The sequence below is a fragment of the Hyphococcus formosus genome (assembly GCF_046736345.1).
GTDB lineage: Bacteria > Pseudomonadota > Alphaproteobacteria > Caulobacterales > Parvularculaceae > Hyphococcus > Hyphococcus formosus.
In genome coordinates this window covers 850,300-866,420 of the sequence record NZ_CP157210.1, presented here as the reverse complement: position 1 = coordinate 866,420, position 16,121 = coordinate 850,300, and the positions used below count along the sequence as shown (strand labels likewise).

The following is a 16,121-nucleotide window of genomic DNA, read 5'->3' as shown; positions in this document are numbered from 1 at the left end:
ACACGGCGATACGTCGCTTTTTGCCAAAATTGCGAACACCATATTTTATAGTCTAATCAGGAGATTACTTCTTGTTCTCTCTTTGCAATGCATGGACTGTACTTTGCAGTACAAATTCAAAAAGGTATTACACTTGATTTTAGCTTGGTGCTTTGAAATCCTACTTTAGGATTTTCGATTAGGGGGGATGTTTTGCGTTATCAGGTAGAAATGGAGCGCTTAACAAACCAAGAGCTCGCGACGCTTCATACTTCGGCGCGTGGACACAAGGTCGTCTTCTGGAACGGTCTATTATACTTCGTTTTGGACGGCGATTGGCCTGACACACACCTTCCTTCCCATGTAAAATTTTCAAAGTTAAACGACGCGATTGAGAAATCGGGCATTTCTCCGGGCGAGTGTAACGATTTTACTGGCGTTGAGTTTGATATCATCCAATCGATGCTACGAACGAACCGTGACACCGTTCTAATTGACGGCGGAGCAAATTACGGTCGCGAAGGAATAAGATACGCATTATTCCGCCGTTCGCTTGGCTTTGACGTGCCTACGGACAAACCTGCTGTTATAGGCATAGAACCCGGCCCTGTTATTCACATGGCACAAGTCAACGTTGCACTCCACAACGTCCCCGAAGTTACACTTGTTCATGCAGCTTTGAGCAACAAGGTCGGATTTACCCAAATTGGGGTTTCCAATACCCACACACTCGGCGGATCAATGGCTGTCGGAACGCACAATGAATGGCACTCAATGGTTTGTCGGTCCGTAACAGTCGACAGCTTAATGGAAGAAACTGAAGCTCCCGTATTCCTGAAAATGGACGTTCAAGGCGCAGAGTTTCTTGTGCTCGAAGGAATGAAAGAGACCATCGAACGACAGCCCATTGCAGGGATCTTTGAATATGCCCCGACTATTATGGAGCGTATGGGACCGCTCGACGATTTCTTCGAAATTCTTTCAAGAATTGGAAAAGTTTACGATCTCGGCATGAACCGAAAACAAAAACGCGCCCTTTCCCATGCTGAAATTAAAACGCTAACCGATGAAATAAGAGCTCGCCCACCCGAACATCGCTGTACAGATTTGTTGGTAATAGATAGCAGGCTAGAGACGTAGACATTCCCGAATGTCAGTAGCAATGAAGCCAGCAATCAATCGCGCAATGTAAAACTTGGATTTGCAAAAGCATGACAACCTTGCGCGCGGGCGGAAGTCATTGCCCACGAACAGCACAAGTTAATTTTTTGAACCCCAGACACCAATCGCCACCACGATTATCATTGTAGCGGCAAAGAAAACTCTCAATGCACGCCCATATTTCGCACTCGAAAAGAGCGGCGATAGAGCGCTTCCAGCAAACAACCAGATTGCGTCAACAATCATTGCGACAAGCAAAATAACCCCGCCTGTTATGACAAGCGCTAGGCTGAGCGGCTCAATAGATAATGTAAACGAACTCACAATCGCGGAAATTGCTGCGTAGGCTTTGGGATTTGTCAGATTTAAAATGAACCCATCTCGGCCCGTCGGAATGCGACTTTTATCAGTCGTCGAATTAATCGGTGAATTCGCGATTTTCCAAGCGACGTAGCCCAAATATGAAATAGAAAAGAAGAATAGAGTATTTGCGATGATTTCGCTTTTTGAAATCAGCGCCGTGATCCCAGCAACCGAAGCAATGACAACAATTGATAGCCCTAAAAGTATACCGATAAGGAATGGAACGCCTTTGCGGACACCATTACTAGCCCCTACCCCTGCCAATGCTATGGGTACAGGCCCCGGTGATCCAAGCAACGCAGCTGAGACCATCGTTAGGGCAAGAAAATTCTCCATATTTTTACTCAATACAATCTTGACCACGCGCGCGCTGAGATGGGGCAAAAAGTTTTTTCCATCAGCGTTGCAATGCGTGGCGTTATTCAAAAGCGTTCGATTAGCTCATGCGTTATAATATTGAGTTCTGTTTCGGGATGAACTGATAATTCCGTGATCTAAGAAAAACACTTTCGCAGTAAACGGGTTGTGTATTCTTTGAAACCGCGCCGATCAAACCCGGAAAGTGACAAACAGGCTTGTTAGGTACCTATGAATTTAAAGTGCCATTCCCTGGAGCATGGGCAACATGCCGTGAAAATTACAATGGGATACAAATAGCACGCAAGGGCGAATAGACGGTCTGTAAAGCCATACTTTAAGGCTGCATTGCGGGGGCGATTGCTCTCATATCAACTTATTTGGCGACGGTGAACCGATTGTATTTCTTATTGGTATTCCCGGCCAGGTTATAACCGGAGCCATCGTCGGGACGGCGCTGATCCTGACCAGCAATCGCCTGATCAAGCGCTAGCCTCCTACGCAACCGCCTCAATAATGATAGCCTCGCCCTCACCCTTTGCGTCCATGTCTTTCGAAACGCGAACGCCCAAAGGACGTAGGAACGGCAATTTTTGCGTCACTTTTCGCGGAATGAAATATCGATAGCGCCAAATATCATAGAGTGACGCCATCGTCGCCGTTGGTAACGACGTGGTGTATTGACGGCGGATCGACATTCCCGCTTTTTCGACCGCCAAAGCTGCGCTTGATGGCGTGAATTGCATAAGGTGGTATGGCAGATCATTCGCGTGCCAATGTTTTTTTAATTTGCGCGCGGTCCGGCTATCCGCATTAGGCACGCCAAACCAAACATAGCCAGACGGTGCCAACAACGACCGCATTTCACCCAAAAGACGAACGGGATCTGGGTGATGCTCCACTACATGGTTTGACGTGACCACATCGAACTGTTCCTCGCACCCCTCGCTGTTAATGTATTCGTCTAATTGTCCGTGAAAAACGGGAATCCCCGACTTCCGCGCCGTCGCCACGCCAAATTCGCTCGGCTCAACGCCCTGCACAACCGCCCCCAACGCTTTCGCGACACGTAAAAACGCACCGCCGCCACAACCAACATCAAGAATTCTTAAACCGGGGGTGATTTTGATATGACGAAACTCGCCCTTTGCCTTCGCCGCTTCAATCTCGGCGTCGAGCTCCGTGAGGCCATGGTCCGCTTCATACGGATCATATTTGTCTGTATAGTATTGGGAAAGAAGGTCCGGCCCAGGTTGTGGATTCATGAATCCATGCTGACAATCATCACATCTAACAACTGGCCACTTCCGACCATCATTATGTCGAATTGAGTATCCAACAAAGTCGAGAGACAACTTTTCTCCGCCGCAAACGGGGCAATTACAGAGTTCATTCATGAGGTTTCCACCTATACTGTGGAAATATTATATGCGTACATTTTTGTCGGGCAACGTTTTAGTGACACTATGACGGCAGCCGGGAACCATTTCACCGATGTCGCAACAGAAACTGCCATAAATTAACGGCATCCCTCGAATTCCAACTCAACGCCGATTTAAATGGAGCGCCAGTCGGCTCGCCGCTGTTGGCCTGTATACCTTATTCACGAACGCAAATCGTTCCACCGAATGCGTTGGCAACCTTTCGGCACGAGGCTGCCATGAGCATTGTCAATGTCGGAATTAAAATCGCCGAAACTATGCAATATCTGCGACAAACGCATTATTCATATCGAACGGATATATCAAGGAGCACGATTATGCGCACCTTTCAGGCATGATCGAAATTTTCTTTTAAAACGCGCAGACCAAAACCGGAAAGTGACAAACAATTGACAAACAGCCTTCTAAGTCATTGTTTTATATAGGTAGTGGTAGGCCCTAGGGGAATCGAACCCCTCTTTTCAGGTTGAAAACCTGACGTCCTAACCGATAGACGAAGGGCCCACACAAGCTGCCGCTGTGGCGACGGAAGCGCTGTATAGGAGGCAGCTTCCGACCATGCAAGCCCATTTTACGGTTTCGGGCGATTTTTTCAAAATTCTTCGCCTAAAACCCTCGGTCAGGGGGCTAAAGCGGCGTCACTGATCTGCATTTGGCCCGCGTCTCCGCCGCGCCAGTCATCGGCGCGCACTTTTCCGGCCACGTGAAAGCGCTTTCCGGAGGTGAGAATCTGGCCAAGCGATTCGCCCTCGGCCCGGAATGCGATGGCGCGAATTTGCTCGCCCGTATCGCTTTCCAGCGTCACTGAGAGATGGCCCTTGCCGACGACTTTCGTGTATTTGGCGCGAAGATTGGTGAGGGCAAAAACCGGCTCGGGGTTTCCCGGCCCATAGGGTCCCGCCATTTCCACGAGATCGGCGAAACTTTTCGAAACCGCGTTCGGCCCGATCACCGCATCAAGCGATAGCGTTCGGTTCTCACGGGCGAGGCTGACATCGGCAGCCAATGCGTCGTTGAGGAATATCCGGAAATTATCAATCTGTGACGGGTCCACCGAAAGCCCGGCCGCCATCGCATGTCCGCCACCCGAAAGTAACAAACCGTCATTGCGCGCCTTACCGATGGCACCGCCAAGATCAACGCCGGTAATCGATCGGCCAGAGCCTTTGCCGACATTATCTTCAATGCCGATGACGATGACCGGCCGGTCATAAATCTCTTTAAGCCTTCCGGCGACGATACCGATGACACCGGGATGCCACCCCTCGCCCGCTGTGACGATCACATCATCTGCATGGCGCTGATTGCTCTCAATATCTCTCAGGGCCTGCGCCTGAACGTCGGCTTCGATTTCCTGGCGTTCCGAATTCATCACATGAAGCCGTTCAGCCAGTTGCGCACGGCGCGCGGGATCGTCGGTGGTCATTAATTCAAAGGCCAGCCGCGCATGACCAATGCGTCCCGCCGCATTAATCCGTGGACCAATCAAGAACCCCATATGATAGGTGCTGGGCGCCCCTTTCATTCCGGCCTGTTTGCCGAGCGCAATAAGCCCCGGATTTCCGTTGCCGCCAAGAACCTTGAGCCCTTGCGCAACCAATACCCGCGTCAGGCCTTTTATTTCCATCACGTCGCAGACAAGACCGAGCGCCGTCAGATCGAGAAACCGCAACAAGCGCGGCTCAGTGCGTTCATTGAAATAACCACTTTCGCGCAAGGCCCGATTAAGCGCCACAACCGCCATAAAGGCCACACCAGCCGCCGAAAGATTGCCAAGGCCGGAAATGTCATCAGGCCGGTTCGGATTAACGACCGCTGTCGCGCCCTCAGGCGGCGGACCATTCATCAAATGATGGTCGAAAACGACAATATCAATATTATCGGCGGCGGCTTCTTCGATCGGCTCATGCGCGGTTGCACCGCAATCGACCGTCACGATCAAATCCGCGCCGTCAGCGGCGAGTTGTTTAAACGCCTGAACCGAAGGGCCATAGCCCTCGGTGATACGGTCCGGGAGATAAACTTGCGACGCCGCGCCAATTTCATCAAAATATAGCTTCAGGATCGACGCAGCCGTTGTTCCGTCCACGTCATAATCGCCAAAAATGCCGATGGTCTCGCCATTATTGACGGCCGCGCATAATCGTTCTGCTGCGCGGTCCATGTCTTTCAGAACCAACGGATCTGGCAATTCTTCACGCAGGCTTGGGGCGAGATAACGCTCAACCTGATCAGGCGCGACGCCGCGCGCCACCAGAATGCGCGCAATCGTCGGATCGATCCCGTTTTGTTGAGCAATCGTGAGCGCAAGACGGGTATCGGCCTCGCGCAATTGCCATTTCCGGCCAGACGCAGGGACGCCCATCGCCGGCAGCGCCACAATGGGCATTAATTCATCAATGGTCTGGTGTTGGGCAACGGAGGTCATGGATACAAATGGCACTGATTCGCGAAAACTGGGTTCTACCCCACGCGCCCGCTTCTTTCCACAGCCCCGCAATCAGCCATTTGCATCGTGAAAAATAATGCCAAGGCAGTATCGAGCACCGCTACGGATTTCCGAAACCCCGTGGCGCATCTTGACCTTATAGGTTCCGCGCGCCCCTTCTTTGGGTCGTTCGTTGACCGCAAAAGCGATTGCAAATCCCTTTTCAAGCGGCGCGACCATCGCGCGCGATTGCTTGCGCGGTGATTGTTCGGTCATGACAAATTCGCCGCCGTCAAAATCTTTGCCCGGTTGCGACAGCAAGATCGCAATCTGAATGGGAAAGACCTCATCGCCATAAAGGTCTTGATGCAGCCGGTTATAATCGCCCGGACCATATTTAAGGATCAGCGGCGTTGGCCGGGTTTGCTCTTTTGCTTTGCACTGGCGTCGATAGTCAGCGTGATCGGCCGGATATTTCTGGCCCATCCATGCGCGGGCGACAGGGACGATGACGGCATATAGCTTTGTCCGCAGCTCCGCGACGAGCGGCGGCAAGGGATAAGAAAAATATTTATATTCCCCTTCGCCAAAGCTATGCCGCCGCATATGAACCGTTGAGCGATAACGTTCTGGCGTGTCGTAATTGTCGATGAGGTCCGCACATTCTGAATCATTCAGGATACGGCCTAATGATGCAGAGCCATTTTGATTGAGGTCTGTTGTCACCCGCGACCAGTCTATTGCGCCCAAACGCTCAGATAGATTCCCGGAAACAAACCGATCAGGTCGGCAGCGCTTGCACGGACGAAAGCCCGCACGCTCCGCATCGGCGCGTCGCGCCGCGAAAATCACATTCTCGCGCTTGGGCCTGCCCGCGCAGGACGGCAGGCAATAGACGCCGGTTGTGCGCACGCACGACCAGAATTGGCCATTTGCCCGCGCATCGCGCGCCACAACGGCCTTCCAACGCATTTCATCGATTGTTGTCGACATACTGAGCCTCCTTCGCGGGCTCAGCATAGGCGGGCGGCGCTGGCATGGCCGCCCGTTTCTTGCGGTTTAGTCCTTAAAGTAAGGCTCAACCGTGCCTTTTAATTTGATCGTCAACGGTTGCCCATGACGATCTAGGCTTTTGCCTGCCGCGACTTTGATCCAGCCTTCGGAAATACAATATTCCTCGACATTGGTTTTTTCTTCGCCGTTAAACCGAATACCGACTTCGCGCTCGAAAATGCTCTCGTCGTAATATTTGCTATTCGGGTTTACGCTAAGACGATCAGGGAGTGTGTCAGTCATCGTTCAACTCTTTTGATTAACGCGGCGAGCGGGCGCGAATATAGCGCACTGTCCCGGTTTTCGAGCGCATGACGATTGTATGGGTATTCACATATCCGCGTTCCCACTTCACACCGTCAAGCATGGTGCCATTGGTCACGCCGGATGCGGCGAACATCACATCACCGGATGCGAGGTCCCGTAGGCCATATTTGCGGTTGAGGTCGGTAATGCCGATACGTTCAGCGCGGCTGCGCTCGTCATCATTGCGGAAGTGCAACCGGCCCTGCATCTGACCACCAACGCAGCGAAGCGCCGCTGCAGCAAGAACACCCTCAGGGGCACCGCCCTGACCGATATACATGTCGATGCCGGTCGCTTCTTCGGTTGTATGGAATACACCCGCAACATCGCCATCAGGGATCAGGAACACACGCGATCCAAGCCGACGCGCGCCATCAATCAATGGCTGGTGACGTTCACGGTCGAGAATACAAAGTGTGATTTCCTCAGCCGGTACACCTTTAGCCTTGGCAAGTGCGGTGATGTTGTCCTCGACGGAAGCGTCAAGATCGATCACGCCTTCAGGATAGCCCGGCCCACAGGCGATCTTGTCCATATAAACGTCAGGGGCGTTCAGCAGCGTTCCGCCCTGCGCCATCGCCACGACCGCAAGCGCATTCGACATCGCTTTCGCCGTCAGCGTTGTTCCTTCGAGCGGATCAAGCGCGATATCGACCTTTGGTCCGGTTCCGGTTCCGACTTTTTCACCAATATAGAGCATTGGCGCTTCGTCGCGTTCGCCCTCACCGATCACGACCGTTCCGTCGATATGAAGCTTGTTCAACGCGGCACGCAAAGCCGTGACAGCAGCCTGATCGGCGCCTTCTTTATCGCCATGACCAATTTTTGTGGACGCGGCGACCGCGGCGGCCTCGGTACAACGACCCAGTTCGATCGTCAGGACGCGGTCTAGTAAATTTTCATCTGCGGACATAGTCATTCTTTCCGTATGCTAATCAACAATTGATGGGCACCAAGGCCCCCCTGTGGTTCTATTTCTCGTCGTCTTCGGGTGCCGTTAACTGTTCCCGTCTCTCCCGTGCTGCCGCGGCACTGTCTCGGTCAATGCGCTCGCGGAGCTGGTCGGCTTCTTCGCCTAAGTTCAAAGCCGTCTCCTCAGCGGTTAGCTGTCGCTGAGTTTCGATTTCCTCTTTTATCTCCTTGGCAGTCTGGTCTAGCGCATTGATTTGAGCCTCGACCACGGCCGGCGGGCGTGATTGCGGGCGCTGCTCGACGCCGGGCGTTTCCGACAATACGGGAAATTTACCAGTATTGGGTTCGGCGCGGCGTTCCTCGATGCGGGCTTTGATTTCCTCGCTTTGCGGTTTTTCGCTGGCGATATCTTCATATTTGATAATGCCGGGCGGCGCGAAGCGGGCCAATTGGGAATTGGCGCAGCCATTAAGCACAATTAATCCGAAAGCGGCGAAAAGCACGCATTTACCATGCCTTAGGGCGTTAGACTGTTTTACAGCGGACACAATGCCATCCTATAAGGAAGATACAGGCCCCTTAAACAACTATCCGGCGGTGTGACGCAAGTGAAAGAGAAATCAGAACAGCAATCGACAGCCCCAAAACGGAAAAAGTCGACAAAAAAAGCGAAGTCCACCGGGAAATCCGCGAATTCCGCCTCCAAGGCGAATTCCGCGCCGAAGGAAAAGCCTAAGGCGAAAAAGCCCGAGCAGGACGAAAAAGCCGCCCGTTCCATGTTTCAGGATTTCGACGCCCTTTCGGAATATTTGACCGAGGTCACCGGCACCAGCCAGGAAGTCTTGCGGGATTATTTCGCCAAACAACAGGACCTGCGCCGCTATACGGGCGAATTGCCAGCCGACCCGATGAATATCAACGAAGCCTTTCAGGAGGTCATGAAGGGTCTTTCTGCCGATCCTGGCACGGTCATGCAGCGGCAATTCAATCTTTGGGGCGATTACGCCAAGCTCATGGCAACCATGCAGCGACGCATCGCTGGCGAAGCCACCAAACCGGCGATCAAACCGCCCGAAGGCGACCGCCGATTCGCCCACCCCGCATGGGAAGAAAATCCCATGCTCGATTTCGTCAAGCAGTCCTATCTCATTATGGCGCGCTGGCTCGAGTTAACCATGTCTCAGGTCGAGGGCATGGACGAGCACGAAAAGAAAAAGGCAGAATTTTTCACCAAGCAATTTATTGATGCCTTCGCGCCGTCAAATTTTGCCATGCTGAACCCTGAAGTGATCGAGGAAACGATCAACAGCAAGGGCGAAAACCTGCTCAAGGGCATGAAGAACTATCTCGAAGACCTTGATCGCGGTCACGGCGAATTATCCATCCGTCAGGCGGATTTGAAATATTTCAAACTCGGCGAGAATGTCGCGACCACCCCCGGCAAGGTCGTTTTCGAAAACGAGATCTTCCAGCTCATTCAGTATAATCCGAGCACAGAAGAGGTTGCGAAAACGCCGATGTTGATCATTCCGTCATGGATCAACAAATTTTACATTCTCGACCTGCAACCGCAAAACTCCTTCATCAACTGGTTGGTCTCGCAAGGACGGACCGTATTTGTCATGTCATGGGTCAATCCGGGCCCGGAATTACGCGAAAAGACCTTTGAAGATTATATCAAGGACGGCCTGTTCGAGGCGCTGGATGCGGTTGAAAGAGCAACGGGCGAACGACGGGTCGATACGATTGGTTATTGCATTGGCGGGACCATGCTCTCGACTGCACTTTCGCTCATGGCGAAAAAAGACGATGACCGGATCAATACCGCAACCTTCTTTACGGCGCAGGCCGACTTCACGGAAGCGGGCGATCTGTTGTTGTTTGTCGACGATGGCCAACTGGATGCGATCGAAAAACAGATGGACGCAGCGGGCGGCGTTCTTGAAGGGCGCGCGATGGCCACCACCTTCAATATGTTGCGCTCTAATGACCTCATCTGGTCTTTCGTCATCGACAATTACCTCAAAGGCAAAGACCCGGCGAAATTTGACTTGCTGTTCTGGAACTCCGACGCCACACGCATGCCGAAAAATGTGCATCTCTTCTATCTGCGCGAGTTCTATCAATATAACCGCCTCGCCAAGGGCGAAATGGTCATGGATGGCGAGACCCTCGATCTCGGGGATGTCCAGATCCCGATCTTCATGCAAGCGGGCGAAACCGACCACATAGCGCCGCACAATTCCGTGTACAGAACCGCAAAACTCTATGCCGCAAAGGGGAATGACAATGTGCAATATATGCTCGCCGGGTCGGGTCATATTGCCGGCGTCGTGAACCACCCGGACAAAAAGAAATATCATCACTCAACCAATACCGCCCTGCCCGACACGCTGGACGAATGGAAGAAAGATGCGGTCCGCCACACAGGGTCCTGGTGGCCTTATTGGATCAAATGGCTGGACAAGGTCAGCCCCGGCATCGTCCCTGCGCGGCACCCCGGTGATGGCAAATTAGAGCCTATCGAGGACGCCCCCGGACGCTATGTGAAGGTTCCGTCGTAAATTCGGCCGTGATTCGGCTCTGGCACCCCGCGCGTTAACTTTTTGTTAACCCTAACGAATCACGATTTATAAAACTGAAAAGCCGGGGGGCGGTATGAGCCGGATGGACATGACAACGCAGGATTTGTTCCTGCGCTTAGGAACGACGTCGATTTCGCGCAGCACACGAGCGGATGCACTCTTCCGTCGTCTCCGTGATCAGGAAACTGCGCAGGTCAACGAACAGCTATTCGGCGCGCCCACTAAGATTTCACTTAATGGGCGACAGCCAGATCAATCTGAACAAAATCAGGATTAAGCCGCGAGGCTAATGCCTTTGCCTTCGAGATATGGGCGAAGCTCGCCTTTTTCGAACATCTCGCGGATGATGTCGCAACCGCCAACAAACTCGCCTTTTACGTAAAGCTGAGGGATCGTCGGCCAGTCAGAGAAGGTCTTGATGCCGTCGCGCAGCTCGTCATTTTCGAGCACATTGGCCGTATCATACTCAACGCCCAAATGGTCGAGGATCTGAACGACAACCGACGAGAATCCGCACTGCGGAAATTGCGGTGTACCCTTCATGAAGAGCATCACGTTGTTTGCGTCGATTTTTGCTTTGATGTCGGTAGCGATGTCGCTCATTCTTAAAACTCCTGAAGTCTAGGGTTTAGCTAGGAGGCCGCCCCGCCTGCGTCAAGGGTTTCGGGCCCTTGCCTAGTCGCGAAACGCGAATGCGCCCGCTGGCTGCCAATGGGTGCCGCGCCCGCGCGGGCCCAAATACCGCCAGAGTTGCAGCCCCTCGGCCCGGCCATCTATCGGCGAAAACCCCTCGGACAAATGCGCGTGAAGGGCCGAGGCTTCTTGAATGGTCACTTTATTCTGGATCGTCACATGGGGGCGAAACCCCTGACGGTCCTGCCCGGACAGCCATCGCCCGAATGCGGTCACCAATTTGGCGCGCAAGGGCAATAAAGGCGGCGCGGAGACCCGATAGGCCACGCCGCGCCCAAGCCGCATCACCTCTGATAGCTTGATCGGAAAGGCATATTGATTGGCGGCCGTCCGGCCGATCATTTTCAGAATTTCATCAAAATGCGCGCCGGGGAGATTATGAAACAAGGTCAAATGCGCCGGTACGTTGTTCAGCCCCGCCGGGAAATGTTTCTCGCGCTCGGCGTTAAGAAACGCGGTCGTCTCTTCATCAAGCTGTAATGTCAGAATGACAGGATCTTGCATCATACAACCCGGTCGTTCGGCTCCCCGGTTTTGAAAAACGCATTGATATTTTCAAGAACGCGCATCGCCATCGCAACGCGGCTTTCCATCGTCGCGGAGGCAATATGCGGCAAACAGAAAACATTCGGCAGCGAATAAAGCTCTTCGCGAATGGGCGCAGGTTCGGTTTCAAAAACATCGAGCCCCGCACCGAAAATGCGGCCCGATTTCAGCGCGTCGATCATTGCCATTTCATCAATGACGGGGCCGCGCGAAATATTGATGATTACAGCCGATGGCTTCATCAACTCAATCGCCGCCGCGTCGATCATATGATGGGTTTTTTCCGTATAGGGACAGTGTAGCGAAATTATATCGGCTTGCCGGAACAAATCTTCGAGCGAAACCAACGTCGCATTATAGGCGCGGTCGATTTCTTCTGACGGGCGCGGCGTATGATAGATCAGGTTTAGGTCAAATCCTTGCGCGCGTTTTGCAACTTCACGCCCGACATTACCCATGCCGATAATCCCCAATGTCCGGCCGGTGACCCGTTGCCCCCAGCTTTCGGGCGTAAGCATGCCGCGCCCCTCGCCGGTTCGGGCAATATCAAGCCCCTCCCGAAAACGACGACAGGCGGCGATGATCAGGCCCATTGTCGTGTCTGCAAGACAGGCTGTGGTCACTTCGGGCGTATTTGAAACTGCGATACCGCGCGTCTTTGCAGCATCAAGGTCAATGTGATCGACACCAACACCGAAGGAAGCAATCAATTTGACGCTATCGGGTAACGCGCGGATATATTGTGCATCAAGCTCATCAAAGGCCGTCGAAAATATCGCCTCTGCACCTTCGGCCAATGCGATAAACGCCTCGCGGCTCGCCACAGGTTCAGCGGGCTCGCGCACATCATAATTCATCCGCAACATTCCTGCGAGCGCTGACGGCATTTGCCTTGGCGTCGCAATAACTCGCTTGGTCATATGAACCCTCGTCTGTAGCTGGTCTTTCTTTATGTTTGTAGCCGACAATGGCGACGTGGCTAGCCTATCTACTGCTATTGGGTTAGGCTTGTTAACAAAAGCGGTCTGGCTCTGCCCGATACGCTCTGTGTGGGAGTTGGCGGTATAATATGCGGTATTTTCTGATTGGCATCCTGGCCTTTATCGGCTTAGCGATCGGATGGTCCCTTTTGCATATCATTCCCGCATCCGGTGCGCGCGCTGAATTGAAAACAAAGCTCGTCGATCAATGTCGCCGGGTTGATGTCGCCCCGGGCACCGAAGACGTCACAATTGACCCAGAATTGAAACTCGCTTTTATCTCCGCGGCTGATCGCAGAGCCTGGTACAATGATGGCGGGTCGAGCGCGATCAATCCGAAAAATGGCATCTATGCCATGAGCCTTGACGGCAGCGATGCAATCCGCCGCGTCTCGCCAGCGATGGATAATTTCCTGCCGCATGGGATCAGCCTTTATCGCGGCAATGACGGCACCAAACGATTGTTTGTTGTCAATCACCCGACCACTGGCGAAGAAGTCGTCGAGTTATTCGACGTCGGAGCAAATGGGGAACTGACCCACCTCGAAAGCATCTCGTTTGACGCGATGTATTCGCCGAATGATATTGTCGCGGTTGGCCCGAACCAGTTCTATGTGACCAATGACCGGCGATTTGATAACGGCTTATTGGGACATCTGGAATCTTACTTTGCGTTGCCGCTTACCAGCGTCGCCTATTATGATGGCGTTAAGGGCCGCATCGTCAAAGACGGCCTCACCTATGCGAATGGTATCAATAAATCCGTTGACGGATCGTCGATATATGTGGCTGAACTCCTAAAGCGCCGCATCGCGGTTTTTGACCGTGACCCGGAAAGCGGAAAGCTATCTCACGTGAAAAACCTACGGGTGAATACCGCGCCCGATAATATCGAGGTTTCACGTGATGGCGCGATCTGGGTTGCCGGTCATTCCAAAATTTTCGACTTCGTAAAGCACGCAGAAGATGCGCGTGAAATCGCGCCGTCGCATGTCATCCGCCTCAACCCGCGCAGCGGTTTGACCTCAGACGTCTTGATGTCGGTAAATGGCGAGATTAACGGCTCTTCTGTTGGTGCCGTATGGGACAACACGCTGATCGTCGGGGCGGTGTTTGACGGTCACGTGATGGTTTGCCCAATGCTCGAAATTTTATTACGCGGCCCGTCCCAAACGAACGAGCCGCAATAATTTCGAGCGCTTATTGCGCGAAAATATCGTCGATGCGCCGTTGAGCAATGGGGTGATAACCCGGACGCGCCCGGTCATAGACTTCTTCCGCCCAATCTCTGCGCCCATTTTCAATCAACGCCGCATAGAGCCGGTAGATGAACTTACCCCGGCCCACTCGCATCAAGAATGCATCAAGCGGCTCAAACGCCGGTTCATAGCCAGCATTGATCGCGCGCAGATACCACGCATTCGCGATTTCAGCGTTTTGCGACGTAGACAATTGAAAGCGCTCGTCTAGCGCCGCCATCTGTTCCGGCGTCAGCGATTCAGGCAATTGCGCGATGAAATAAAGCCATTCATGGGTCGTCCACGCGCTTGTCTCTAACCCATCAACATCGCCGCCGCCCATCCACGCATTAATTTGGGCATCGACTTTATTAAAGGCTTCCGATTGTGGTTTTTCGATCGAATCCGGGAATCCGGGCTGGTAAATCCATTCGTTGATTTCCGCCTCTGTCACCGCATCCGGTTGATCGGCCCACAGATTATCCTCAAAGAAGGTCAGGAAATCTTCGGTCGTAATACTCTTGAATGCGAATTCATTGAAATAGGCCCGCAGGAATTCATCAAAGCGATCACGGCCAAACCGCTCTTCAAGGAATTTAAGGAAAAACATTCCGCCCGCATAAGAGACCTGACTGAACGCATCATCGGGATGCCCTAAATCCGCTGGCATTTTAAGCGCGGTCAACTCAGGGCGCGCAGCCGCCTCGACATCGCGCATCAATGATTGCTTATCGAGCAAACGCTCCATCACCGCGCGGCCTTCGCCATATAGCGCTTCCATGGTGCGGTTTTCGACATAGCTTGTGAACCCTTCGTTCAGCCAAGCGTCACGCCAGTTTGAATTGGTCACAAGATTGCCCGACCACGAATGCGCAAGTTCATGCGCCACCACATTGGTCAGGCTTTTGTCACCGGCAATGAGGGTCGGCGTCATGAATGAAAGGCGCGGATTTTCCATGCCGCCAAACGGGAAGCTGGGCGGCAATACGATCAGATCATACCGGCCCCAACGGTAAGGACCATAGAGATCGGCAATGGCCTTTTCCATTTTTGGCGTATCTTCAAATTCTTCCGCTGAGGCATCAAGAATGTAATCCTCTGCATAGACACCAATATGATTATTGATCTTCTTGAATTTGATATCGCCGACCGCCAACGCAATCAGATAGGACGGAATTGGCCGGGTCATTTTAAACGAATAATCACCGTCCAAATCGCCGCTTACATCCTGACGCGCACTCATAACCGCCAATAGGTCTTTTGGGGTTCTGATCCGCGCGTCATAGGTAATGCGCACAGCGGGGGTATCTTGGATCGGCACCATCGTGCGCGCATTAAGCGCTTGAAACTGGGTGAACAGAAATGGGTGCTCTTTTCCGGCGGTCTGCTCGGGCGAGAGCCATTGAATGCCCTCGGCCTCCGGGCTGGTGCGATAGGTGACGCGAATTTTCCGAGCGCGATCCGGTAGCGAAACTTCGAATTTCGATCCCATCACTGGGTCGTGCGGCCCCATCGTAAAGTCGGTTTCTACCCACTGCCCTTCGGTAAACGCCTCGACCTTTGAAACGTCGAGCTTGCTGGTGTCCAAGATCAGCGTTGCCGTGCCGCGTGTGCGCTTGCGGAAGTTAATTTCCGCTGTGCCGAAAAGCGTCTTGGTGTCGAAATCGACCGTCAGATCGAGATTGAGATGCGTCACCCGCGCATCGTTGTAATTCGAGTAGGTGAACTTGTCGCGCGCTTCTTCGGGTGTCAGCGCATCCCAAACAACCTCGCGTTCCTCGCCCGGGACCATGAATTCCATTTCGTCCTGTTCGACATATTCCGCTTCCTCGGCGACGATGACGGTCGTGTCCTCGGTGGGTTGGCTATCTTTTGGCGAACAGGCGGCGATTGCAACAAATGACGCTGAAACGAACAAGGTACGGGCAAATGACATGCAGAACGCTCTTTTTTTATAGGTGAGAAAAACCGAACCTTAACGGGCTCTGCGGAACCGGGCAAGGCAAGTTGTACAGCACAGCCAAAGTAAAACGGGGCCCATCAGGCCCCGCTTTTCGATACACAATTTCGAAGTGCAG

General features: G+C 52.9%; 15 protein-coding genes and 1 tRNA gene. 4 read left to right on the top strand and 12 right to left on the bottom strand.

Going from position 1 to position 16,121, the window contains the following annotated elements:
• Window positions 1-192: 192 nt before the first annotated feature.
• Window positions 193-1,119 carry an FkbM family methyltransferase gene (locus ABFZ83_RS03995; protein ID WP_411818138.1) on the top strand — a complete coding sequence of 309 codons (927 nt, stop codon included), beginning with the start codon at window positions 193-195 and terminating at the stop codon, window positions 1,117-1,119.
• A gap of 120 nt (window positions 1,120-1,239) precedes the next feature.
• Here ABFZ83_RS03995 and ABFZ83_RS03990 read toward each other — a convergent pair whose 3' ends face one another.
• From ABFZ83_RS03990 to ABFZ83_RS03955, 8 genes are all read right to left on the bottom strand, one after another.
• Window positions 1,240-1,839 carry a LysE family translocator gene (locus ABFZ83_RS03990; protein ID WP_411818137.1) on the bottom strand — a complete coding sequence of 200 codons (600 nt, stop codon included), beginning with the start codon at window positions 1,837-1,839 and terminating at the stop codon, window positions 1,240-1,242.
• 518 nt (window positions 1,840-2,357) lie between these two features.
• On the bottom strand, window positions 2,358-3,125 hold the full coding sequence (locus tag ABFZ83_RS03985; RefSeq protein WP_411818136.1) for a class I SAM-dependent methyltransferase: 768 nt from the start codon (window positions 3,123-3,125) through the stop codon (window positions 2,358-2,360).
• A 606-nt stretch (window positions 3,126-3,731) separates the two neighbouring features.
• Window positions 3,732-3,806, bottom strand: a tRNA-Glu gene (locus ABFZ83_RS03980).
• Window positions 3,807-3,921: 115 nt separating this feature from the next.
• Window positions 3,922-5,730 (bottom strand): single-stranded-DNA-specific exonuclease RecJ, encoded by a 1,809-nt coding sequence (gene recJ, locus ABFZ83_RS03975; RefSeq protein ID WP_411818135.1) that lies wholly within the window; start codon window positions 5,728-5,730, stop codon window positions 3,922-3,924.
• Between the two features lie 72 nt (window positions 5,731-5,802).
• A complete protein-coding gene (locus tag ABFZ83_RS03970) occupies window positions 5,803-6,723 on the bottom strand; it encodes a 2OG-Fe(II) oxygenase (protein WP_411818134.1) in 921 nt (306 codons plus the stop codon).
• Window positions 6,724-6,789: 66 nt separating this feature from the next.
• Window positions 6,790-7,026: a DUF3297 family protein gene (locus ABFZ83_RS03965; RefSeq protein WP_411818133.1), complete on the bottom strand. Its 237-nt coding sequence runs from the start codon at window positions 7,024-7,026 to the stop codon at window positions 6,790-6,792.
• A gap of 16 nt (window positions 7,027-7,042) precedes the next feature.
• Window positions 7,043-8,008 carry a class II fructose-bisphosphatase gene (gene glpX / locus ABFZ83_RS03960; protein ID WP_411818132.1) on the bottom strand — a complete coding sequence of 322 codons (966 nt, stop codon included), beginning with the start codon at window positions 8,006-8,008 and terminating at the stop codon, window positions 7,043-7,045.
• A 52-nt stretch (window positions 8,009-8,060) separates the two neighbouring features.
• Window positions 8,061-8,549, bottom strand: a complete 489-nt coding sequence (locus ABFZ83_RS03955) for a hypothetical protein (protein ID WP_411818131.1) — start codon at window positions 8,547-8,549, stop codon at window positions 8,061-8,063.
• A 60-nt stretch (window positions 8,550-8,609) separates the two neighbouring features.
• On the opposite strand from ABFZ83_RS03955, the gene ABFZ83_RS03950 reads away from it, so the two are divergent.
• Both ABFZ83_RS03950 and ABFZ83_RS03945 read left to right on the top strand, forming a co-directional pair.
• Complete coding sequence (locus ABFZ83_RS03950; protein WP_411818130.1) at window positions 8,610-10,565, top strand: PHA/PHB synthase family protein; 1,956 nt, start codon at window positions 8,610-8,612, stop codon at window positions 10,563-10,565.
• Window positions 10,566-10,659: 94 nt separating this feature from the next.
• Window positions 10,660-10,863 (top strand): hypothetical protein, encoded by a 204-nt coding sequence (locus ABFZ83_RS03945; RefSeq protein WP_411818129.1) that lies wholly within the window; start codon window positions 10,660-10,662, stop codon window positions 10,861-10,863.
• Here the strand turns inward: ABFZ83_RS03945 and grxD are convergent.
• The 3 genes from grxD to ABFZ83_RS03930 all read right to left on the bottom strand — a co-directional run bounded on the left by grxD (window position 10,860) and on the right by ABFZ83_RS03930 (window position 12,745).
• Complete coding sequence (grxD, locus tag ABFZ83_RS03940; protein WP_411818128.1) at window positions 10,860-11,189, bottom strand: Grx4 family monothiol glutaredoxin; 330 nt, start codon at window positions 11,187-11,189, stop codon at window positions 10,860-10,862. The two genes, ABFZ83_RS03945 and grxD, sit on opposite strands and share 4 nt — an antisense overlap.
• A gap of 72 nt (window positions 11,190-11,261) precedes the next feature.
• Entirely contained in the window at window positions 11,262-11,786 is a 525-nt protein-coding gene (locus tag ABFZ83_RS03935; protein ID WP_411818127.1) for a 2'-5' RNA ligase family protein, read from the bottom strand.
• Window positions 11,783-12,745 carry a 2-hydroxyacid dehydrogenase gene (locus ABFZ83_RS03930; RefSeq protein WP_411818126.1) on the bottom strand — a complete coding sequence of 321 codons (963 nt, stop codon included), beginning with the start codon at window positions 12,743-12,745 and terminating at the stop codon, window positions 11,783-11,785. Before ABFZ83_RS03930 ends, ABFZ83_RS03935 begins: the two co-directional genes overlap by 4 nt.
• Before the next feature lie 149 nt (window positions 12,746-12,894).
• Between ABFZ83_RS03930 and ABFZ83_RS03925 the strand changes: the two genes are divergently transcribed.
• A complete protein-coding gene (locus tag ABFZ83_RS03925) occupies window positions 12,895-13,995 on the top strand; it encodes a strictosidine synthase family protein (protein WP_411818125.1) in 1,101 nt (366 codons plus the stop codon).
• A gap of 10 nt (window positions 13,996-14,005) precedes the next feature.
• On the opposite strand, the gene ABFZ83_RS03920 is transcribed toward ABFZ83_RS03925, so the two are convergent.
• Window positions 14,006-15,979 carry a M1 family metallopeptidase gene (locus ABFZ83_RS03920; RefSeq protein ID WP_411818124.1) on the bottom strand — a complete coding sequence of 658 codons (1,974 nt, stop codon included), beginning with the start codon at window positions 15,977-15,979 and terminating at the stop codon, window positions 14,006-14,008.
• Window positions 15,980-16,121 lie beyond the last annotated feature (142 nt).

Excerpts from the sequence above, each read along its gene's own strand:
- recJ (WP_411818135.1), bottom strand. The coding sequence starts at position 5,730 with ATGACCTCCGTTGCCCAACACCAGACCATTGATGAATTAATGCCCATT.
- ABFZ83_RS03965 (WP_411818133.1), bottom strand. The coding sequence starts at position 7,026 with ATGACTGACACACTCCCTGATCGTCTTAGCGTAAACCCGAATAGCAAA.
- ABFZ83_RS03945 (WP_411818129.1), top strand. The coding sequence starts at position 10,660 with ATGAGCCGGATGGACATGACAACGCAGGATTTGTTCCTGCGCTTAGGA.
- glpX (WP_411818132.1), bottom strand. The coding sequence starts at position 8,008 with ATGACTATGTCCGCAGATGAAAATTTACTAGACCGCGTCCTGACGATC.
- ABFZ83_RS03970 (WP_411818134.1), bottom strand. The coding sequence starts at position 6,723 with ATGTCGACAACAATCGATGAAATGCGTTGGAAGGCCGTTGTGGCGCGC.
- ABFZ83_RS03930 (WP_411818126.1), bottom strand. The coding sequence starts at position 12,745 with ATGACCAAGCGAGTTATTGCGACGCCAAGGCAAATGCCGTCAGCGCTC.
- ABFZ83_RS03985 (WP_411818136.1), bottom strand. The coding sequence starts at position 3,125 with ATGAATCCACAACCTGGGCCGGACCTTCTTTCCCAATACTATACAGAC.
- ABFZ83_RS03935 (WP_411818127.1), bottom strand. The coding sequence starts at position 11,786 with ATGATGCAAGATCCTGTCATTCTGACATTACAGCTTGATGAAGAGACG.
- ABFZ83_RS03920 (WP_411818124.1), bottom strand. The coding sequence starts at position 15,979 with ATGTCATTTGCCCGTACCTTGTTCGTTTCAGCGTCATTTGTTGCAATC.
- ABFZ83_RS03925 (WP_411818125.1), top strand. The coding sequence starts at position 12,895 with ATGCGGTATTTTCTGATTGGCATCCTGGCCTTTATCGGCTTAGCGATC.
- ABFZ83_RS03990 (WP_411818137.1), bottom strand. The coding sequence starts at position 1,839 with ATGGAGAATTTTCTTGCCCTAACGATGGTCTCAGCTGCGTTGCTTGGA.
- grxD (WP_411818128.1), bottom strand. The coding sequence starts at position 11,189 with ATGAGCGACATCGCTACCGACATCAAAGCAAAAATCGACGCAAACAAC.